The sequence below is a fragment of the Streptomyces glaucosporus genome (assembly GCF_039533345.1).
Taxonomy (GTDB): Bacteria; Actinomycetota; Actinomycetes; order Streptomycetales; family Streptomycetaceae; genus Streptomyces; species Streptomyces glaucosporus.
On the sequence record NZ_BAAATJ010000013.1, the window covers coordinates 125,661 to 146,135 of the forward strand.

Consider the following 20,475-nt stretch of genomic DNA (forward strand, 5'->3'; position numbering starts at 1 on the left):
AGGGTTCGGGGCAGCCGTCGGCGATGACGGCCGATCGCAGTGATGGAAAGAGGGGAACGCACGTGACGGTCAACTTGTCCAAGGGGCAGGCGGTCAGTCTGCAGAAGGCCGACGGGGGCACCCTGACCGCGGTGCGGATGGGACTCGGCTGGCAGGCGGCCCCCCGCCGGGGCCTCTTCGGGCGGCGCACCCAGGAGATCGACCTCGACGCATCGGCCGTGCTCTTCGCCGACCAGCAGCCCGTGGACGTCGTCTTCTTCCGCCACCTGGTGAGCGACGACGGCTCCGTGCGGCACACCGGCGACAACCTCGTCGGCGGCGCCGGGCAGGGCGGTGACGACGAGTCGATCCTGGTGGACCTCCAGCGGGTCCCGGTCCACATCGACCAGATCGTCTTCACCGTGAACTCCTTCACCGGCCAGACCTTCGCCGAGGTGGAGAACGCCTTCTGCCGGCTGGTGGACGAGACGAACGGCCAGGAACTGGCGCGCTACACCCTCACCGGCGGCGGCCAGTACACCGCGCAGATCATGGCCAAGGTGCACCGCCAGGGCAGCGGCTGGCAGATGACGGCCCTGGGCGCCTCTGCCAACGGCCGCACCTTCCAGGACCTGCTGCCGGCGATGCTGCCGCTGCTGTAGGCGCGGCGGCACGGCGGCTTCCGGGCCCGGCGGAGGCACTGCCCTCCGCCGGGCCCGCCGCCGCGGCAGGACGCCGGAGCACCGCGGAGCGCCGCGGAGCACGCACGGGAGACCACACACCAGGAGGGGCGCGGAGATGACGGCCGAGCTGGTCCGCGGACAGAACCACCCGCTGCCCGGGACCCGTCTGGAGATCCGGGTGTCCGCCGCGGGGCCGGTCGTGGCCGGGGCGACACTGGGCGACGAGGAGGGACGGCTGCGCGACCCGGGCTGGATCGCGCACCCCGGCTCCCCCCGCCTGCCCGGGCTGGAGGTCTCCGGGCAGGCCGCCGCCGACCACCGGCTCGCGGTGGACCTGGACGCGCTCCCGGACGGCGCGCGCCGCGTCAGCGTGCTGCTCGCCCTGCCCCCCGGAGCCGGCGGACCGCGGTCCTTCGGCGCGCTGGCCGCCCCCCTCGTCGCCGTCACCGGCCCGGACGGCGCCGAGGCCGTCCGGTACACCGTCACCGGCCTCGGTACCGAGTCCGCCGTCGTCGCGGTGGAGCTCTACCTCAGACAGGGCGTCTGGAAGGTCCGCGCGGTCGGCCAGGGGTACGCGGGCGGCCTCGCCGCCCTGCTGGAGGACCAGGGCCTGCCCCGGGAGCCGGCCGCCGCGGTGGAGGAGTCCGCCGCCCGCATGACGGCCCGCCCCGCGGCGGTCCCGCCGCCCCGCACCGGCGGCACGGACCCGGCCCGGCACACGGCGCCGGCCGGCTCCGGAGCGGCCCCGGCGTCCCCGCCGCCCGCCCCGGCGGCGCGCGGTACGGGCGCGGTCGACTACCGCCACCCCCGCCGCCGGACGACCGCGCCCCCGCCGCCGTCCGCCCCGCCGCCCGCCGGACCGGCTGCCCCGTCGTCCGCGCCCGGCGGCGTCGCCCGGCCCGTCGCGGGCGACGCCGCCGGCTGGAGCATGGAGGAGCGGCTCTACAACCAGGTCTGGGGCATGTTCGAGGACCTGGCCCGCACCACCGCCGCCTACCGCGGCGCCGTCGACTTCGCCGACTCCCGCATGGAGCAGGAGCTCGACAGGATGCTCTCCGACCCGCGCACCCGGATGAGCGCCGCCGCCGACACCGCCCGCGAGGAGGCCCGGGCCCGGCACGCCCGGCTCGTCGACCAGGCGCGCGCCGCCCTGGACCGCGACCTCGCCCAGCTCACCGCCGAGTCCGAGGTCGTCGAACCGGCGCTGCCGCCCGCCTTCGCCCGCTGGGACAGCCCCGTCTGGCACGCCTACGAGGTGCCGGCGGAGACCCCGATGGCGCTGCGCCTGGGCGATCTGGGCCTCCCCGAGCACGGCGGCCTGCGCATCCCCATGCTGATACGGCTCCCCCTGGAACGCGGCCTGTGGATCGACGCCGGGCGCGGCCGCTCGGCGGCCTCCCGGATGGCCGACGCCCGTGAACTCCGCCGCCTGGCGGGCGAACTGGCCGCCGCCGTCGCCGGCCGGCTGCTGGCGGTGCACCCGGCCGGCGGCCTCTCCGTCCACGTGCTCGACCCGGCGGGCGCCGCCGCCCCCGCCCTGGCCCCGCTGGTGGACTCCGGGGCGCTGCGGGAACCGCCCGCCACGGGCCCCGGGGGAGTCGTCCCGGTGCTCGAAGACCTGGCCCGGCACGTCGACATGGTGCAGATGGCGGTACGCGGCGGAGCCGTCGGCTCCCTCCCCCCGGGCGCGGACACCGCCGAGCGGCTGCTGATCGTCCACGACTTCCCGTACGGCTTCGACGACCGCGCCGTCACCCTGCTGCGCTACCTCACGGACGAGGGGCCGTCCGCCGGCGTGCACCTGATGATGGTCGCCGACCGCGAGGACGCGCGGGGCCACGGCCCCGTGCTCGACCCGCTGTGGCGCTCGCTGCTGCGGATCACCCCGGTGCCCGACGACCACCTCGCCGACCCCTGGGTCGGCCACGCGTGGACGTACGAGCCGTCCCTGGTGCCGCACGGCAGCCGGATCCTGTCGCAGGTGCTGGAGAAGGCCGCCCGGGCCCGCGGGAGGCACGGCCGCTGACCCCACCCCCCCGCCGACCTGCGGGGCTTTACCATTCCTTGGGTCTGCTTTACTCTCTCTTGGGCGGAGGGGAGTATTCCCGCACTGCGGCGTTCCCGTCAGTACGGACCGGGCGTGACCGGTCCCGGGGCGTCGGCCCGCAGGCCGGTCAGGCCCGGGCGGAAGAGACCTCCGGCAACCTGAGCCGGAGGATTGTCTGCATGGACGTTTCCACGACCACCTGGGTGCTGACCGTCGTCGGTCTGAGCGCCCTCATCGCCGTCGACTTCTTCATCGGGCGCAAGCCGCACGAGGTCTCCGTCAAGGAGGCCGGAATCTGGACGGTCGTCTGGATCGCTCTCGCGATCCTCTTCTGCGGCGGCCTCTACGCCGCCGCGGGCGGCGGCCCGGCCGGCGAGTTCGCCGCCGGATACATCACCGAGAAGTCCCTCAGCGTCGACAACCTCTTCGTCTTCGTCCTGATCATGGCGAAGTTCGCGGTGCCCACGATCTACCAGCAGCGCGTGCTGATGGTCGGCGTGCTCATCGCGCTCGTCATGCGCGCCGTCTTCATCGCGGCCGGCGCCGCGCTGATCTCCACCTTCTCCTGGGTGTTCTTCATCTTCGGCGGCTTCCTGATCTGGACGGCCTGGAAGCTGGTCCGCGAGGCCCGCGCCGAGGACCAGGGCCACGAGGAGGAGGCGTACGAGGAGAACCGCCTGCTGAAGCTGGTCGAGCGGCGCTTCCCCTCCACCTCGGAGTACCACGGCACCAAGCTGTTCGTCGTCGAGAACGGCAGGCGGCTGATCACCCCGATGCTGATCGTGATGCTGGCGATCGGCAGCACCGACCTCCTGTTCGCCCTGGACTCCATCCCGGCGATCTTCGGCCTCACCGAGGACCCGTACATCGTCTTCACCGCCAACGCCTTCGCCCTGATGGGCCTGCGCCAGCTGTACTTCCTCATCGGCGGGCTGCTCAAGAGGCTGGTGCACCTGTCCTACGGGCTGTCGATCATCCTCGGCTTCATCGGCGTCAAGCTCGTCCTGCACGCCTTCCACGAGGCCGGCGTCCACGTGCCGGAGATCTCCACTCCCGTGTCGCTCGGGGTGATCTGCGCGGTGCTGGTCATCACCACGATCACCAGCCTGCGCGCCTCCCGCCGCCAGCAGGAGCGGGAGGCCGAGACCTCCCGGGACTGACACCGCGACCGGGCGGTACGGCGGTACGGCGGGACCGCCCCGCCGTACCGCCGCCGTGTCACCGCCCGCCGCGCACCACCGTGACGGCGGTCTCCCGCCGCTCGCCGCCCACGGTCACCGCCAGGGTGACGGTGCCCGGCCGCAGCCCCGTCAGGGTCCCCGCCGCGGGATCGAGGACGGCCAGGCAGCGGGCGCGGGCCCGGGCCCGCCGCACGTCGCCGGTGCACAGCCCCGGCGAGCCGGACCAGTCCGCGCTCAGCGGCCACCCCACCGGCACCGTCCGCGCCGTGCTCCCGGCGCCCTGGACGACCTCCGCGGAGACCTTCCCCGGCGCGCCGCCGGCCGTCACCGTCCCCGGCGCGTCCAGGGCGAGCCCGTCCACATGGGCGCGGGTCTGGACGGAGATCCAGTCCCGTCCCGCGCCCCGGTCCACGCCGACCAGGGACCATCCGCTGAAACCGCCCTCCGCCGCGGGCGCGGCCGGCGCCTTGCCCGCGTTGCCGTTGACCAGGTAGGGCACGCCGTCCACCCGGGAGGCGTGGAAGACCCCCACGTGCGCCCCGACGAACGCCGCGCCCTTGCCGGTGCGGCGGCGGAAGTCGCCGAGCCAGTCCTCCAGCAGGTCGGCCTCCAGCCGGTCGGTGAGGCGGCTGGCCCGCTGGGCGGTCGGGTCGCGCGGCGGCACGTGCGCCAGGACGACGACCGAACCGATCCCGTCGTCCTCCGCCGCGGCGTCGAGCCCCTCCCGCAGCCGCCGGATCTGGGCCCAGCCGCCGCCGCGCAGGGTCAGCGAGGAGGTGTCCAGGGTGATGAAGCGCGTGCCCCTGTGGTCGAAGACGCGGTGGGCCTCGCCGAACTCGGCCCGGAAGTTCTCGACGGAGCCGCCCATCACCTCGTGGTTGCCCGGCACGTAGTACCAGGGCACCTCGCCGCCCAGCTCCTCCTCCAGCATCCGGCGGGCGAAGGCGAGGTCTTCGGGGGAGCCCTCGTCCACCCAGTCGCCGTTGACGACGACGAAGTCGGGCCGGGCCGCCCTCACCTCCCGCAGGGTGCGCCGCGCCTGGCGCACCAGTGCGCTGTCCGGGGCGCGGGCGACGAACTGGGCGTCGGAGACCACGGCGAACCGCCAGTCGCGGTCCGCGGTGGCGGCGGCCGTCGAGATCAGCGGATCCGGGTGCGCCCCGGTGGCGGGCAGGTGGGCGTCCGGCGGGATCCGGGCGGTCAGCCCGTCGACGACGACCTCGCCGCGGTACTGCTCGGCGGGCCGGGTCTCGGTCAGGTAGAAGCGCCTGACCCGGAGCGGGTAGGCGGTCCCCTCCGGGACCTCGAAGACGACCTGCCGCCAGCCGGTCCAGGTGACGTACGGGCCGCGCAGCACCTGGGAGGCGCCCTCCCCGTCGGTCAGGTGGAGCGAGGGCCAGGCGCCGCGGCCGTCGCCCCGGAGCCACAGGGTGAAGCCCTGCGGCTGGCCCGGCACGTCGAGGTCGCCGCCGGGCGGGTTGGCGTAGACCGCGCGGGTCGCGGTGGACTGCGTGAAGTCGTAGGTCATCCGCAGCCCGGCCCCCTCCCGGCCCTCCGGTTCGGCGGCCAGGGAACCGGAGGCGCGGGCGGTGGCGAGGGTCCACTCGGCGGCGTCCTCGAACCGCGCGACCGGCCGGTCCTCCAGGCCGACGGTGACGGCCAGGACCGCCGTCCGCCCCGCCGCGGTCGCCCTGACCGTCCCGGAGACGGAGCCGGCGCCGCCGTGCGCGGTCACGGTGAACCCGCCGCGCACCGGGTCGGCCTCGACGCGGAAGAGCGAGCGGTCGTAGTCGAGCGTCACGTCCGCCGGTTCGACGGGGGCGCTGCGGCCCTCGGCGTCGAAGCCGACGAACCCGAAGGCGGCCTCCGCTCCGGACCCGGCGAGCCCGACCCGTTCCCGGGTCGGGGCGATCCGCTCCAGCGGGCCCAGCACGGTCAGCGTGGTGGACCCGCGGGCCCGGCCGCGGTGCGCGACGGCCTCGGCGCGGCCCGTCCCGCGGGCGTGGAAGACGCCGTCGCGGTCCACTTGGCCGATGCGGGGGCGGGTGCTGTACCAGCGGGGTTCGCCGGCGGCCGGGCCGTACGTCTCGTCGTACCCGGCGGCGGTGAGCCTGCGGGTCAGCCCGGGGAAGACCCGTTCCGGATGCCCGCCGGGCACGTTGTCCGCCGTCGGCGCCGGGCCGGGGTCCGCGACCGTCTCCACCCGGAAGCCCGCGAGCTTTCCGCTGCCGTCGGGGGCGGTGACGGCCAGCCCGTTGGGCACCTCGCGCTCGGCGCCGTCGGAGGGGCTGTTCTCCACCCGGAGGGCGTTTGAGCCGGGCTCCCGGACGACCAGGGTCGTCGAGCCTCCGCCGTCGAGGTTGAGGGCGTTGTGGGCGCCCAGTTCGTCCATCATCACGGCCAGCTCGGTGAGGGTGACACCGCCGGACGCGGCCTGGCGCCCGTCCACGGTCAGCACGTGCATGGTGGTGCCGTCCCGGGAGAAGCCGACGGCCGTGCGGGGCGCGGCGGCGTTGTTGGGCCGCCCCTCCCAGTTCTGCGGTTCGCCGTCCGCGACCAGCACGCCCCGGCCGCCGACCGCCGTGTGCGGCGCCCTGCCGCCGTCCTCCGTGCGCAGGGCGTACTCCCAGCTCACCGGGTCCCCCGGGGACAGCCCGGCCAGGGCCTTCGCCCCCGCGTCGCGGCCGAGCAGGACGGTGGCGCCCCCGGGGATCGCGCCGCTGCCGGGTCCGTCGGCGACGGCGGTGACCCGGCCGCCGACGACGGTGACCTCGGTGACCTCCGCCGAGCCGTCCACGGTCAGGGCCCGGTCGGCCGTGCCCCACCGGGCGTTGTAGGCGCCGATGCCCCCGGCGGGGACGTTCGCGGCGTTGTACGCGGCCAGCGGCCGGGGGCCGCCGGGCAGGGTGAGGGTGCCCTCGAAGTACAGGTCGAGGACGCGGCCCGCGCCGTCGGGACCGAAACCCACCGCCTCGGTGACGCCCGGAGCCGGGGAGTGGGTCGTCTCGCCGTCGTCGAGCCCGGGGCCGAGCGGGGCCCCGGTCCCGTTGATGTCGAAGAAGTCGGCGTTGAAGGCGGCGACGGTGCGCCGGCCCTCGCCGGGGTCGTGCTCCGCGGCCAGCTCCGAGACGGTCGCGCGGCCGGAGACCGTGCCGGGGGACAGGTAGTCGACCTCGGCGCCCCCGTCGAGGTCGACGCTGAGGGCGTCGGCGCGCAGCCACTTGTCCGGTTCCAGCCGGTCGAACGAGGTCAGCGTGGTACCGGGCGCCACGGGACGCGTGGTGCGCGAGAGCTCGATGCCGTCGCCGTCGGAGGCTCCGGGAAGGAGGGGGGAGGGAGGAGCGGCGGAAGCGGGGACCGCCGGTCTGCCGTCCGGCTCCGCCAGGGCCGGCGGCGCCGGCGCCAGTGAGAGTACGGCGACGGCCGCGAGGGACACCGCGGCGCGTCCGGAACGTCTTCTGCCTTGCGACCTCAGTGACACGACACCACCCACAGACGCAGGGGAAGGACGCGCTTCCTGCGCGTCCGGCGCCAGGGTTCCAAGGCCGGCCGGGCCGCACCAGAGGGCGTGCGCGAACCCAGGAAGAACAACTCGGAGGGCACAACGCACGGCGCCCGTCCGGCCGTTGGGCCGAACGGGCGTGCGGGACGGGGCGGCCGCCGTCCGGGTGGACGGCGCCCGGCGGTCAGTTCCCGGGGCCGGCGACGAGCCTGCCGCCGTCCACCCGGACGGGGACCTCGGGCAGCGGTGAGCCCGCCGGGCCCGCCAGGACCCGGCCGTCGGTGGTGTCGAAGCGGCTGCCGTGGCAGGCGCAGTCGCCCCGCAGCTCCTCCACCGAGGTCAGCACGCAGCCCGCGTGGGTGCACACCGCGCCGAACGCCTTGAACTCCCCCTCGGAGGGCTGGGAGACGACCAGCTTCCGGTCCCGGTAGAGCCGGGATCCGCCGACCGGCACGGCGTCGGCCGGGCCGAGGTCCACCGGCTCCGTCGGAACCGCCTGGGCCCGCATGCCCTCCCGGCCCGAGCAGGCGGTCAGGCCGGCCAGACCGAGTCCGGCGGCCCCGGTGAGCGCCGCGCCGCGCAGCACCGTGCGGCGGCCGGGGGACTGGGTGCTCATGGTCGTTCTCTCCTCGCGTCTTCCCCGGCCCCCTCGTTCCCGGGGCGCAGGGGGCGGTCGCCCGTCATCATCTCAGGCGTCCTCCGCCCGCCGGCGCGGGGGCGGAGGACGCCCGTGCCCGGTGTGTCAGGGCCGCGACGGCAGGATGTCCCGCAGGAACTTGCCCGTGTGGCTCTCCGGAACGGCCGCGACCTGCTCCGGAGTGCCCTGGGCGACGACCGTGCCGCCGCCGCTGCCGCCCTCCGGACCCATGTCCACGACCCAGTCCGCCGTCTTGATCACATCGAGGTTGTGCTCGATGACGATCACCGTGTTGCCCTTGTCGACCAGCCCGGACAGCACCTCGATCAGCCGGCGGATGTCCTCGAAGTGCAGGCCGGTGGTGGGCTCGTCCAGGACGTAGACGGTCCGCCCGGTGGAGCGCCGCTGCAGCTCGGCGGCGAGCTTCACCCGCTGCGCCTCGCCGCCGGAGAGCGTCGTGGCGGGCTGGCCGAGCCGGACGTAGCCGAGCCCGACGTCGTTGAGGGTGCGCAGGTGGCGGGCGATGGCGGGGACGGCCTCGAAGAAGTCCAGCGCCTGCTCGATGGGCATGTCCAGCACCTCGGCGATGGACTTGCCCTTGTAGTGGACCTCCAGCGTCTCCCGGTTGTAGCGCGCGCCGTGGCAGACCTCGCACGGCACGTACACGTCCGGCAGGAAGTTCATCTCGATCTTGATCGTGCCGTCGCCGGAGCAGTTCTCGCAGCGGCCGCCCTTGACGTTGAAGGAGAAGCGACCCGGCTGGTAGCCGCGCACCTTCGCCTCCGTCGTCTCCGCGAACAGCTTGCGCACGTGGTCGAAGACGCCCGTGTAGGTGGCCGGGTTGGAGCGGGGGGTGCGGCCGATGGGGGACTGGTCGACGTGGACGACCTTGTCGACCAGGTCGTCGCCCTCGACCCGCACGTGCCGCCCCGGCACCGCCTTGGCGCCGTTCAGCTCGCGCGCCAGGTGGGTGTAGAGGATGTCGTTGACCAGGGTGGACTTGCCCGACCCGGAGACGCCCGTGACGGCGGTGAGCACCCCGAGCGGGAAGGACACGTCGATGTTGCGGAGGTTGTTCTCCTTCGCCCCGCGCACGGTCAGCATCCGCTTGCGGTCCACCGGGCGCCGCTCGGCGGGGGTCGGGATCGCCCTCTTTCCCGACAGGTACTGCCCGGTCAGCGACTCGTCGTTGGCCAGCAGCTCCTTCAGCGTGCCGCTGTGCACCACCTTGCCGCCGTGTTCGCCCGCGCCGGGGCCGATGTCCACCACCCAGTCGGAGGTCTTGATGGTGTCCTCGTCGTGCTCGACGACGATCAGGGTGTTGCCCAGGTCGCGCAGGCGCACCAGGGTCTCGATCAGCCGGTGGTTGTCGCGCTGGTGGAGGCCGATGGACGGCTCGTCCAGCACGTAGAGCACGCCCACCAGGCCGGAGCCGATCTGGGTCGCCAGCCGGATGCGCTGCGCCTCGCCGCCCGAGAGCGTCCCGGCCGCGCGGTTGAGGGAGAGGTAGTCCAGGCCGACGTCGACCAGGAACCGCAGCCGCTCGTGGACCTCCTTGAGGACCCGCTCGGCGATGGTCTTCTCCCGGTCGCTCAGCTTCAGGGAGCCGAGGAAGTCGGCGCACTCGCTGATCGACATCGCGGAGATCTCCGCGATCGACTTCCCCTGCACCGTCACGGCCAGGACGATCGGCTTCAGCCGCGTCCCCTCGCAGGCCGGGCAGGGCACCTCGCGCATGTAGCCCTCGAAGCGCTCCCGGCTGGAGTCCGACTCGGCCTCCGAGTGCCGCCGCCTGACGTAGGGCACCGCGCCCTCGAAGGCCGTGGTGTAGGACCGCTCCCGCCCGTAGCGGTTGCGGTAGCGGACCGCGATCTGGGTCTTGTGGCCGTACAGCAGGGCCTTCTTCGCCCGCTGCGGCAGCCCGGCCCAGGGGATGTCGGTGCGGAAGCCCAGCGCGTCGGCCAGGGAGCCGACCAGCCGCCCGAAGTACTCCTTGGTGTGCCCGTGGGACCAGGGGTGGATGGCGCCCTCGTCCAGGGACTTCTCCTCGTCCGGGACGATCAGCTCCGGGTCGACCTCCATCCGGGTGCCGATGCCGGTGCACTCCGGGCAGGCCCCGAAGGGGGAGTTGAAGGAGAAGGAGCGCGGCTCCAGCTCCTCGAAGGACAGGTCGTCGTACGGGCAGTACAGGTGCTCGGAGAACATCCGCTCGCGCTGCGGATCGTCCTCGTCCAGGTCGACGAAGTCCAGGACGACCATGCCGCCCGAGAGCCCGAGCGCGGTCTCGACGGAGTCGGTCAGGCGGCGCTTGGCGCTCTCCTTCACGGTCAGGCGGTCCACGACCACCTCGATCGTGTGCTTCTCCTGCTTCTTCAGCTTCGGCGGGTCGGTGAGGTGGACCGTCGCCCCGTCCACCCGGGCGCGGCTGTACCCCTTGGTCTGCAGCTCGGCGAAGAGGTCGGCGAACTCGCCCTTGCGCTGGCGCACCAGCGGGGAAAGCACCTGGAAGCGGCTCCCCTCCTCCAGGGAGAGCACCTTGTCCACGATGGCCTGCGGGGACTGCCGGGAGATCGGGCGCCCGCACTCGGGGCAGTGCGGCCTGCCGATCCGCGCGAACAGCAGGCGGAGGTAGTCGTAGACCTCCGTGATGGTGCCGACCGTCGAGCGCGGGTTGCGCGAGGTGGACTTCTGGTCGATGGAGACGGCCGGGGACAGACCCTCGATGAAGTCCACGTCCGGCTTGTCCATCTGGCCCAGGAACTGCCGGGCGTAGGAGGACAGCGACTCCACGTAGCGACGCTGTCCCTCGGCGAAGATCGTGTCGAAGGCGAGCGACGACTTGCCCGACCCCGACAGCCCGGTGAAGACGATCAGGGAGTCGCGGGGGAGGTCGAGCGAGACGTTCTTGAGATTGTGCTCGCGAGCGCCACGGACGATGAGACGGTCGGCCACGCCGGTTGGCACCTTTCGTGTGGGATGAAGGGGACGGAACCCCCGCCCCAGGGTAGGGGGAGCGCCGCCGGGATGGGGAAAATCGGTGCGCATCGCGAGCTTATAGCACGCGCATTCGATTTACGGGCATCCCTCTTCCGCTTCACCCGAAGGAGTGGCGGCGCTAGCTTTGGATCATGACTGTGCCTGCCGCCGACATCACCGCCCTGCGGGAGTCCACCGACCGCCTGCTGGCCGCCGTGGAGAAGCTGGACGACTCCGCCTGCGCCGCCCCCTCGCTGCTGCCCGGCTGGACCCGCGGCCACGTCCTGGCCCATCTCGCCCGCAACGCCGACGCCCTGGTCAACGTGCTCGCCGGCCGCCCGATGTACGCCGACGCCGAGGCGCGCGAGGCCGACATCGAGCGCGACGCGCCCCGCCCCCTGGCGGACCACCTGGAGGACCTGCGCACCAGCACCGCCGGCCTGGAGCGGGCGATGGCCGACCGCGCCGGCGACCAGTGGGAGGCCACCGTCGCCCTGCGCAACGGCGTCACCGACCGCGCCTCCTCCGTCCCCTTCCGCCGCCGGGTGGAGGTCGAGCTCCACCACGTCGACCTCGGCATCGGCTACACCCTCGACGACCTGCCCGGCGACTTCGTCGGACGCCAGCTGGAGAACATGGCCCGGCGCTTCTCGGACCGCCCCGACGTGCACCCCCTGGAGCTGCGCGCCGGGGAGGACCGCGTCCTGCGCACCGGCCGCGCGGCGGACGGGGAGGAGCAGCCCGTGGTCGTCACGGGAACGCCCACCGCCCTCGTCGGCTGGCTCACCGGCCGCACGGCGGGTACCGGACTCACCGCGTCCGGCGGCGTCCTGCCCCCTCTGCCGCCCCTCTGAGACACTGACCGCCGGCCGCGCCCCCAGCCACCCCCCCACGGAAGGAGCCCCAGTCCCATGCCGTACACAGGAAAGGTCGCGGTCGGCGGCCCGGCGGACGTCCACGAACTGACCGATCTGGTGATCTCCAAGGTCGCGGTCGGCCCCATGGAGAACAACGCCTACCTGCTGCGCTGCCGCTCCACCGGCGAGCAGTTCCTGATCGACGCCGCCAGCGAGCCCGACACCCTGCTGAAGCTCATCGGCGAGGACGGCATCGGCGGGGTCGTCACCACCCACCGGCACCCCGACCACTGGCAGGCGCTGGACACCGTCGTCCAGGCCACCGACGCCCGCACCTACGCCGGACGCTACGACGCCGAGGGCATCCCCGTGCCCACCGACGTGCCGCTGGAGGACGGCGACGCCGTCACCTTCGGGGAGATCACCCTCACCGCCCGCCACCTGCGGGGCCACACCCCCGGCTCCATCGCCCTGGTCTACGACGACCCCCACGGCCACCCGCACCTGTTCACCGGCGACTGCCTCTTCCCCGGCGGCGTGGGGAACACCCGCGGCGACGCCGAGGCGTTCGCCGCCCTGCTCCACGACGTGGAGACCAAGCTCTTCGGCGAACTCCCCGACGAGACCTGGGTCTACCCCGGCCACGGCCCCGACACCACCCTGGGCGCCGAGCGCCCGCACCTGGCGGAGTGGCGCGAACGCGGCTGGTGACGGCGGGCGGACGGCGGCGGGGACCGCGGGGAGCGCGGCGGCGGCACGCCTCCCGGCGCGTCCCCTCCGCCGCACGCCGACAGTAGGGTGGACCACATGGCCGACCCCTCCAGCTACCGCCCCAGGCCGGGAGAGATCCCCGAGTCGCCGGGGGTCTACAGGTTCCGCGACGAACACGGCCGGGTGATCTACGTCGGGAAGGCGAAGAGCCTGCGCCAGCGGCTCTCCTCGTACTTCCAGGACCTGGCGAACCTCCACCCGCGCACGCGCACGATGGTCACCACGGCGGCCTCCGTGGAGTGGACGGTGGTCTCCACCGAGGTCGAGGCGCTCCAGCTGGAGTACTCCTGGATCAAGGAGTTCGACCCCCGGTTCAACGTCAAGTACCGCGACGACAAGAGCTACCCGTCCCTGGCGGTGACGCTGAACGAGGAGTACCCGCGCGTCCAGGTGATGCGCGGCCCCAAGAAGAAGGGCGTGCGGTACTTCGGTCCGTACGCGCACGCCTGGGCGATCCGCGAGACCGTGGACCTGATGCTGCGGGTCTTCCCGGTGCGCACCTGCTCGGCGGGGGTCTTCAAGCGCTCCGCGCAGATCGGCCGCCCCTGCCTGCTCGGCTACATCGGCAAGTGCTCGGCGCCCTGCGTCGGCCGGATCTCGGCCGAGGACCACCGGCGGCTGGCCGAGGACTTCTGCGACTTCATGGCCGGGCGCACGGGCGCCCATCTGCGCCGGCTGGAGCAGGCGATGCGGGACGCCGCCGAGGAGATGGAGTACGAGAGGGCGGCCCGGCTGCGCGACGACATCGAGGCGCTCCGGCGCGCGATGGAGAAGAGCGCCGTCGTCCTCGCCGACGCCACCGACGCCGACCTGATCGCGGTGGCGGAGGACGAGCTGGAGGCCGCCGTCCAGATCTTCCACGTCCGCGGCGGCCGGGTGCGCGGCCAGCGCGGCTGGGTCACCGACAAGGTCGAGGAGGTGGGCACCGCCGGACTCGTCGAGCACGCCCTCCAGCAGCTCTACGGCGAGGAGAGCGGCGACGCGGTGCCCAGGGAGGTGCTGGTCCAGGCCCTGCCGGAGCCGGCGGAGCCGGTCGCGGCGTGGCTGGCGGACCGGCGGGGCTCGCACGTGGACCTGCGCGTCCCGCAGCGCGGCGACAAGCGCTCCCTGCTGGAGACGGTCCGGCGCAACGCGCAGCAGGCCCTGGCCCTCCACAAGACCAGGCGCGCCTCCGACCTGACCACCCGCTCCCGCGCCCTGGAGGAGATCGCCGAGGCCCTCGGACTGGACTCGGCGCCGCTGCGCATCGAGTGCTTCGACATCTCCCACTTCCAGGGCGACGACGTGGTGGCCTCGATGGTGGTCTTCGAGGACGGGCTGGCCCGCAAGAGCGAGTACCGCCGCTTCCAGATCAAGGGCTTCGCCGGCCAGGACGACGTCCGCGCCATGCACGAGGTGGTCGGCCGCCGCTTCCGCCGCTACCTCCGGGAGCGGCAGCGCACCGGCGAGTGGGCCACGGAGGACGGCTCCGGGGACCTCGGCGCCGCCGCGGACGCCGTGGACGCCGCGGACGGCCCGGACGGCCCGGCCCCGGCCGAGCGGGACACGGACGCGGGCCGGGAGCCCGGCGGGGAGAACGGGAAGGGGAGGCCGCCGAAGTTCGCCTACCCGCCCCAGCTCGTCGTGGTGGACGGCGGGCAGCCCCAGGTCGCCGCCGCCCGGCGGGCCCTGGACGAACTGGGCATCGACGACGTCGCCGTGTGCGGGCTGGCCAAGCGCCTGGAGGAGGTGTGGCTGCCCGGCGAGAGCGACCCGGTGGTCCTGCCCCGTACGAGCGAGGGCCTGTACATGCTCCAGCGGGTCCGCGACGAGGCCCACCGCTTCGCCATCCGCTACCAGCGCGGCAAGCGGTCCCGGTCGCTGAAGGCGGGCCCCCTCGACGCCGTCCCCGGCCTGGGGGAGTCCCGCAAGCAGGCGCTGATCAAGCACTTCGGCTCGGTCAGGCGGCTGCGCGCCGCCACCGTCGAGCAGATCTGCGAGGTGCCGGGCGTCGGCCGCAAGACCGCCGAGGCCGTGGCCGAGGCCCTGCGGCGGGCGGCCCCGGCCGCACCGGCGGTGAACACCGCGACGGGTGAGATCCTGGAAGACCAGTGAGCACGAGCGGACACGAGCAGCACAGCGGCAGCCATCGGGGGAGAGCGCGGATGAGCGAGCGGACGGGAGACGGAACGACGGTGGGTGCGGTCAGGGACGCGGGCACGGCCCCGGGCGCGGCGGCCGACGCCGCGGACACCGGGGGCGAGGGGAGCGCGGCCATCCCCGAACTGGTGATCATCTCCGGCATGTCCGGCGCGGGCCGCAGCACCGCCGCCAAGTGCCTGGAGGACCTCGGCTGGTTCGTGGTGGACAACCTGCCGCCGGCCCTGATCCCCACCATGGTCGACCTGGGCGCCCGCTCGCAGGGCAACGTCGCGAAGATCGCCGTCGTCGTCGACGTCCGAGGGCGCCGCTTCTTCGACAACCTCCGCGAGTCCCTCGCCGACCTCGACGCCAGGAGCGTCACCCGCCGGATCGTCTTCCTGGAGGCGTCCGACGAGGCCCTGGTGCGCCGCTTCGAGTCGGTGCGCCGCCCCCACCCCCTCCAGGGCGACGGGCGGATCGTGGACGGCATCGCCGCCGAGCGCGACCTGCTGCGCGAACTGCGCGGCGACGCGGACCTGGTCATCGACACCTCCGCCCTCAACGTCCACGAACTGCGCGCCAAGCTCGACGCCCAGTTCGCCGGCGAGGAGGAGCCCGAGCTGCGGGCGACCGTGATGTCCTTCGGCTACAAGTACGGCCTCCCCGTCGACGCCGACCTCGTCGTCGACTGCCGCTTCCTGCCCAACCCGCACTGGGTGCCCGGGCTGCGGCCCTACACCGGCCTCAACGAGGAGGTCGCCCAGTACGTCTTCAACCAGCCCGGCGCCAAGGAGTTCCTGGACCGCTACGCGGAGCTGCTCCAGCTCATCGCCGCCGGCTACCGGCGGGAGGGGAAGCGGTACGTGACCGTCGCCGTGGGCTGCACCGGGGGCAAGCACCGCAGCGTCGCGATGTCCGAGAAGCTCGCCCGCCGCCTGGCCTCCGAAGGCGTCGAGACCGTCGTCGTCCACCGCGACATGGGACGCGAGTGACCATCCGCACCCGGCGGCTGCGGCGTCTGGTCACCGCACGCACGAGCCGCGGAGGGACCCCGAAAGTGGTGGCGCTCGGCGGGGGCATGGGCCTGTCCGCCTCCCTGGCGGCGCTGCGCCGGATCACCCGCGACCTGACCGCCGTCGTCACCGTCGCCGACGACGGCGGCTCCAGCGGGCGGCTCCGCGACGAGCTGGACGTGCTGCCGCCCGGGGACCTCCGCAAGGCCCTGGCCGCGCTGTGCGGCGACGACGAGTGGGGCCAGACCTGGGCCCGGGTCATCCAGCACCGCTTCGTCAGCGGGGGCGAGCTGCACGGGCACGCCGTGGGCAACCTCCTCATCGTCGCCCTGTGGGAGCAGCTCGGCGACCACGTCCAGGCCCTCGACCTGGTCGGCAGACTGCTGGGCGCCCACGGCCGGGTGCTGCCCATGTCCGCCGTCCCCCTGGAACTGCGGGCGCTGGTGCGCGGCCACGACCCGGCGCGCCCGGACGAGGTGACCACCGTCCGCGGGCAGGCCACCGTCGCCCTCACCCCCGGCGAGGTGCAGCAGGTGCACCTGGTCCCGCACGACCCGCCCGCCGTCCCCGAGGCGGTCGAGGCGGTCCTCGACGCGGACTGGGTGGTGCTCGGCCCGGGCTCCTGGTTCTCCTCGGTGATCCCGCACCTGCTGGTGCCCGAACTGCTCAAGGCGCTGACCGAGACCCGGGCGCGCCGGGTGCTGTCCCTCAACCTCGCGCCGCAGCCGGGGGAGACCGACGGTTTCTCCCCGCAGCGTCATTTGGAGGTTTTGGCACGACACGCCCCTAAACTCGCCTTCGACGTGGTGCTGGCCGACCGGGCCGCCGTGCCCGACGAGGAGGGCCTCCGCGAGGCCGCCCGGCGGCTCGGCGGCGCGGTCGAGCTGGCTCCGGTGGCCGCGGCCGGCGAAGGACCGCCCCGGCACGACCCGGAACTGCTGGCCGCCGCGTACGACCGTATTTTTCGAATGCATGGAAGGATCGGCCCATGGCGATGACGGCAGCGGTGAAGGACGAGATCTCCCGGCTTCCCGTCACCCGGACCTGCTGCCGGAAGGCGGAGGTCTCGTCGGTCCTGAGGTTCGCGGGCGGCCTGCACCTGGTGAGCGGGCGCATCGTGATCGAGGCCGAGCTGGACACCAGTATCGCCGCGCGCAGACTGCGCAAGGACATCCTGGAGATCTTCGGGCACACCTCCGACCTGGTGGTGATGGCCCCCAGCGGACTGCGCCGCGGCAGCCGCTACGTCGTGCGGGTGGTGGCCGGCGGCGACCAGCTCGCCCGGCAGACCGGACTGGTCGACGGCCGCGGCCGCCCCGTGCGCGGCCTGCCGCCCCAGGTGGTCTCCGGAGCCACCTGCGACGCCGAGGCCGCCTGGCGCGGCGCCTTCCTGGCCCACGGCTCGCTCACCGAGCCCGGCCGCTCCTCCTCCCTGGAGATCACCTGCCCCGGCCCCGAGGCCGCCCTGGCCCTCGTCGGCGCGGCCCGGCGGCTCCAGATCGCCGCCAAGGCCCGCGAGGTGCGGGGCGTGGACCGCGTGGTCGTCCGCGACGGGGACGCCATCGGCGCGCTGCTCACCCGGCTGGGCGCCCACGAGTCCGTCCTCGCCTGGGAGGAGCGCCGGCTGCGCCGCGAGGTGCGGGCCACCGCCAACCGCCTGGCCAACTTCGACGACGCCAACCTGCGCCGCTCGGCCCGCGCCGCCGTCGCCGCGGGCGCCCGTGTGCAGCGCGCGCTGGAGATCCTGGGCGACGACGTGCCCGAGCACCTGGCCGCCGCCGGACGGCTGCGGATGGAGCACAAGCAGGCCTCCCTGGAGGAGCTGGGCGCGCTCGCCGACCCGCCGCTGACCAAGGACGCGGTCGCCGGCCGCATCCGGCGGCTGCTCGCCATGGCCGACAAGCGCGCCGCCGACCTGGGCATCCCGGGCACCGAGTCCAACCTGACGGAGGAGATGGTCGGCTGACCCGCCGCCACGGCAGTCGCCACGGCAGTGCTGTCGCGTCCCTCCCGCACCCTCCTGCTCGCCGCTCCCTCGCGTTTCGCGGGGGCCTCCACGGGAACACCCGGGAATCCCCGGGCCGTCCGCCACACCGTGCCCGGAGGGTGGCCGATGTCACTCCCGGGCCCCTGGCGCGGTAGGGTCGGAGGTGGTCGGGGACGTCCCTAACAGCATTCGCCGGTGCTCGCGCCGGCGTACCCAACGAGGAGATCGGTTCGTGACGATCCGCGTAGGCATCAACGGATTTGGCCGTATCGGTCGCAACTACTTCCGCGCGCTCCTGGAGCAGGGCGCGGATGTCGAGATCGTCGGTGTCAACGACCTGACCGACAACGCGACCCTGGCGCACCTGCTGAAGTACGACAGCATCCTGGGCCGCCTCAAGCAGGACATCAGTCACACCGCCGACACGATCACGGTGGGCGGCAAGACCTTCAAGACGATGGCCGAGCGCGACCCGGCCGCCCTCCCGTGGGGCGACCTGGGCGCCGACATCGTCATCGAGTCCACCGGCATCTTCACCAAGCGCGACGACGCCGCCAAGCACCTGGCGGCCGGTGCGAAGAAGGTCCTGATCTCGGCCCCGGCCAAGAACGAGGACATCACCGTCGTCATGGGCGTCAACCACGAGGCCTACGACCCGGAGAAGCACCACGTCGTCTCCAACGCCTCCTGCACCACCAACTGCGTGGCGCCGATGGCGAAGGTCATGGACGAGAACTTCGGCATCGTCAAGGGGATGATGACGACCGTTCACGCCTACACCAACGACCAGCGCATCCTGGACTTCCCGCACAAGGACCTGCGCCGCGCCCGCGCCGCCGCCGAGAACATCATCCCCACCTCGACCGGCGCCGCCAAGGCCACCGCCCTCGTCCTGCCGCAGCTCAAGGGCAAGCTGGACGGCATCGCCATGCGCGTGCCCGTCCCGACCGGCTCGGTCACCGACCTCGTGCTGGAGCTCGACCGCGAGGTCACCAAGGACGAGGTCAACAACGCCTTCCAGAAGGCCGCCGAGGGCCAGCTGAAGGGCATCCTGGAGTACACCGAGGACCCGATCGTCTCCTCGGACATCGTCAACTGGCCGGCCTCCTGCACCTTCGACTCCTCCCTGACCATGGTTCAGGGCAAGCAGGTCAAGGTCGTCGGCTGGTACGACAACGAGTGGGGCTACTCCAACCGCCTCGTGGACCTGACCGTCTACGTCGGCGAGCGGCTCTGACCGCTGCCCGGCCGCCGTCCGGCGGACAAGGGCACGGAAGACTGTGAGAGGAGAGGGCTCGCAGGGCGCGACGCCGCGTTCCTGCGGGCCCTCTCCCGCGACCGATCCACCCCACGGACCACTCCAGGGACCACTACGGAGCCGTACATGAAGACGATCGACGACCTCCAGGTCGCGGGCAGGCGGGTCTTCGTCCGCGCCGACCTGAACGTTCCGCTCGACGGCGGGACGATCACCGACGACGGACGCATCCGCGCCGCCCTCCCGACGATCACCAAGCTGGCCGAGGCCGGCGCCAAGGTGATCGTCGCCTCCCACCTGGGCCGCCCCAAGGGCGCCCCCGACCCGACGTTCTCCCTCGCCCCCGTCGCGAAGCGGCTGGGCGAACTCCTCGACGCCCGGGTCGAGTTCGCCACCGACACCGTCGGGGACTCCGCGAAGTCCACCGTCGCCGCCCTCGGCGACGGCCGGGTCGCGGTGCTGGAGAACCTCCGCTTCAACCCCGGCGAGACCAGCAAGGACGACGCCGAGCGGGGCGCCTTCGCCGACAGCCTCGCCGCCCTCGCCGACCTCTACGTCGGCGACGGCTTCGGCGCCGTGCACCGCAGGCACGCCTCCGTCTACGACCTCCCGGCGCGGCTGCCCCACGCCGCCGGCGACCTCATCGCCACCGAGGTCGGCGTCCTGCGCAGGCTCACCGAGGACGTGAAGCGCCCGTACGCGGTCGTCCTCGGCGGCGCCAAGGTCTCCGACAAGCTCGGCGTCATCGAGCACCTGCTGGAGCGCGCCGACCGGATCCTCGTCGGCGGCGGCATGGCGTACACCTTCCTCAAGGCCCAGGGGCACGAGATCGGCGCCTCGCTGCTCCAGGAGGACCAGATCCCGGCCGTCCGGGAGTACCTGGAGCGCGCGCGGGAGCGCGGCGTGGAGTTCGTCCTGCCGGTGGACGTCGTGGCCGCCGCCGAGTTCCCGGACCTGGCGGCCAAGGCCCCGACCGACCCCGTCACCGTCGCCGCGGACGCCATCCCGGCCGACCTGATGGGCCTGGACATCGGCCCGCGCAGCCGCGAGCTGTACGCCTCGAAGCTCGCCGACGCCGCCACCGTCTTCTGGAACGGCCCGATGGGCGTCTTCGAGCACCCGGACTACGCCGACGGCACCCGGGCCGTCGCCCGGGCGCTGACCGACAGCCCGGCCTTCACCGTCGTCGGCGGCGGCGACTCCGCCGCGGCCGTCCGCATCCTCGGCTTCGACGAGAAGGCCTTCGGCCACATCTCGACCGGCGGCGGCGCCAGCCTCGAGTACCTGGAGGGCAAGACGCTCCCCGGTCTCGCGGCGCTGGAGGACTCGTGAGCCGGGCGCACCCCCCGGCGGCGGCCGGGGGAGCCCGCGCGGCCGCCGGGCCGCAGACGACCGCGATGCCCGCACCCTCCCGCCGCGCAGGCGACGGCGACACGGACCGCCGCCGCGGCGGAGCGAACTGA

The 20,475-nt window shown here is 73.8% G+C and carries 14 protein-coding genes; 11 read left to right on the forward strand and 3 right to left on the reverse strand.

What is annotated here, in order from left to right:
* The first annotated feature begins 62 nt into the window (after positions 1 to 62).
* The 3 genes from ABD358_RS15750 (at position 63) to ABD358_RS15760 (ending at position 3,869) form a co-directional block, all read left to right on the forward strand.
* Positions 63 to 641 carry a TerD family protein gene (locus ABD358_RS15750; protein WP_344631636.1) on the forward strand — a complete coding sequence of 193 codons (579 nt, stop codon included), beginning with the start codon at positions 63 to 65 and terminating at the stop codon, positions 639 to 641.
* A 136-nt stretch (positions 642 to 777) separates the two neighbouring features.
* The gene (locus ABD358_RS15755; protein ID WP_344631637.1) at positions 778 to 2,688 is read left to right on the forward strand and encodes a TerD family protein; all 1,911 of its coding nucleotides are present in this window, start codon (positions 778 to 780) and stop codon (positions 2,686 to 2,688) included.
* Between the two features lie 200 nt (positions 2,689 to 2,888).
* On the forward strand, positions 2,889 to 3,869 hold the full coding sequence (locus ABD358_RS15760) for a TerC family protein (protein ID WP_344631638.1): 981 nt from the start codon (positions 2,889 to 2,891) through the stop codon (positions 3,867 to 3,869).
* Between the two features lie 58 nt (positions 3,870 to 3,927).
* Here the strand turns inward: ABD358_RS15760 and ABD358_RS15765 are convergent, their stop codons facing one another.
* The 3 genes from ABD358_RS15765 to uvrA all read right to left on the reverse strand — a co-directional run bounded on the left by ABD358_RS15765 (position 3,928) and on the right by uvrA (position 10,981).
* Entirely contained in the window at positions 3,928 to 7,371 is a 3,444-nt protein-coding gene (locus ABD358_RS15765) for a phosphodiester glycosidase family protein (RefSeq protein WP_425576341.1), read from the reverse strand.
* 205 nt (positions 7,372 to 7,576) lie between these two features.
* Positions 7,577 to 8,008, reverse strand: coding sequence for a QcrA and Rieske domain-containing protein (locus ABD358_RS15770; RefSeq protein ID WP_344631640.1), 432 nt, complete (start codon positions 8,006 to 8,008; stop codon positions 7,577 to 7,579).
* A gap of 126 nt (positions 8,009 to 8,134) precedes the next feature.
* Positions 8,135 to 10,981 (reverse strand): excinuclease ABC subunit UvrA, encoded by a 2,847-nt coding sequence (uvrA, locus tag ABD358_RS15775; RefSeq protein WP_344631641.1) that lies wholly within the window; start codon positions 10,979 to 10,981, stop codon positions 8,135 to 8,137.
* Positions 10,982 to 11,157: 176 nt separating this feature from the next.
* On the opposite strand from uvrA, the gene ABD358_RS15780 reads away from it, so the two are divergent.
* The 8 genes from ABD358_RS15780 to ABD358_RS15815 all read left to right on the forward strand — a co-directional run bounded on the left by ABD358_RS15780 (position 11,158) and on the right by ABD358_RS15815 (position 20,344).
* Positions 11,158 to 11,859: a maleylpyruvate isomerase family mycothiol-dependent enzyme gene (locus ABD358_RS15780; RefSeq protein WP_344631642.1), complete on the forward strand. Its 702-nt coding sequence runs from the start codon at positions 11,158 to 11,160 to the stop codon at positions 11,857 to 11,859.
* A gap of 57 nt (positions 11,860 to 11,916) precedes the next feature.
* Complete coding sequence (locus ABD358_RS15785) at positions 11,917 to 12,573, forward strand: MBL fold metallo-hydrolase (RefSeq protein ID WP_344631643.1); 657 nt, start codon at positions 11,917 to 11,919, stop codon at positions 12,571 to 12,573.
* Positions 12,574 to 12,669: 96 nt separating this feature from the next.
* Positions 12,670 to 14,727 (forward strand): excinuclease ABC subunit UvrC, encoded by a 2,058-nt coding sequence (gene uvrC / locus ABD358_RS15790; protein WP_344631644.1) that lies wholly within the window; start codon positions 12,670 to 12,672, stop codon positions 14,725 to 14,727.
* A gap of 50 nt (positions 14,728 to 14,777) precedes the next feature.
* Positions 14,778 to 15,746: an RNase adapter RapZ gene (rapZ, locus tag ABD358_RS15795; protein WP_425576342.1), complete on the forward strand. Its 969-nt coding sequence runs from the start codon at positions 14,778 to 14,780 to the stop codon at positions 15,744 to 15,746.
* Positions 15,743 to 16,765 carry a gluconeogenesis factor YvcK family protein gene (locus tag ABD358_RS15800; protein ID WP_425576343.1) on the forward strand — a complete coding sequence of 341 codons (1,023 nt, stop codon included), beginning with the start codon at positions 15,743 to 15,745 and terminating at the stop codon, positions 16,763 to 16,765. Before rapZ ends, ABD358_RS15800 begins: the two co-directional genes overlap by 4 nt.
* Positions 16,756 to 17,733: a DNA-binding protein WhiA gene (whiA, locus tag ABD358_RS15805; RefSeq protein WP_344631645.1), complete on the forward strand. Its 978-nt coding sequence runs from the start codon at positions 16,756 to 16,758 to the stop codon at positions 17,731 to 17,733. The genes ABD358_RS15800 and whiA overlap by 10 nt, the downstream gene beginning before the upstream one ends.
* Positions 17,734 to 17,986: 253 nt before the next feature.
* On the forward strand, positions 17,987 to 18,991 hold the full coding sequence (gene gap / locus ABD358_RS15810) for a type I glyceraldehyde-3-phosphate dehydrogenase (RefSeq protein WP_344631646.1): 1,005 nt from the start codon (positions 17,987 to 17,989) through the stop codon (positions 18,989 to 18,991).
* Positions 18,992 to 19,138: 147 nt separating this feature from the next.
* Positions 19,139 to 20,344: a phosphoglycerate kinase gene (locus tag ABD358_RS15815; RefSeq protein WP_344631647.1), complete on the forward strand. Its 1,206-nt coding sequence runs from the start codon at positions 19,139 to 19,141 to the stop codon at positions 20,342 to 20,344.
* The last annotated feature ends 131 nt before the right edge of the window (positions 20,345 to 20,475 follow it).

What these genes read in the sequence shown, in the direction of transcription:
- ABD358_RS15755 (WP_344631637.1), top strand. Translation starts at nt 778, where the DNA reads ATGACGGCCGAGCTGGTCCGCGGACAGAACCACCCGCTGCCCGGGACC.
- ABD358_RS15760 (WP_344631638.1), top strand. Translation starts at nt 2,889, where the DNA reads ATGGACGTTTCCACGACCACCTGGGTGCTGACCGTCGTCGGTCTGAGC.
- ABD358_RS15770 (WP_344631640.1), bottom strand. Translation starts at nt 8,008, where the DNA reads ATGAGCACCCAGTCCCCCGGCCGCCGCACGGTGCTGCGCGGCGCGGCG.
- ABD358_RS15780 (WP_344631642.1), top strand. Translation starts at nt 11,158, where the DNA reads ATGACTGTGCCTGCCGCCGACATCACCGCCCTGCGGGAGTCCACCGAC.
- ABD358_RS15785 (WP_344631643.1), top strand. Translation starts at nt 11,917, where the DNA reads ATGCCGTACACAGGAAAGGTCGCGGTCGGCGGCCCGGCGGACGTCCAC.
- uvrC (WP_344631644.1), top strand. Translation starts at nt 12,670, where the DNA reads ATGGCCGACCCCTCCAGCTACCGCCCCAGGCCGGGAGAGATCCCCGAG.
- rapZ (WP_425576342.1), top strand. Translation starts at nt 14,778, where the DNA reads ATGAGCGAGCGGACGGGAGACGGAACGACGGTGGGTGCGGTCAGGGAC.
- whiA (WP_344631645.1), top strand. Translation starts at nt 16,756, where the DNA reads ATGGCGATGACGGCAGCGGTGAAGGACGAGATCTCCCGGCTTCCCGTC.
- ABD358_RS15815 (WP_344631647.1), top strand. Translation starts at nt 19,139, where the DNA reads ATGAAGACGATCGACGACCTCCAGGTCGCGGGCAGGCGGGTCTTCGTC.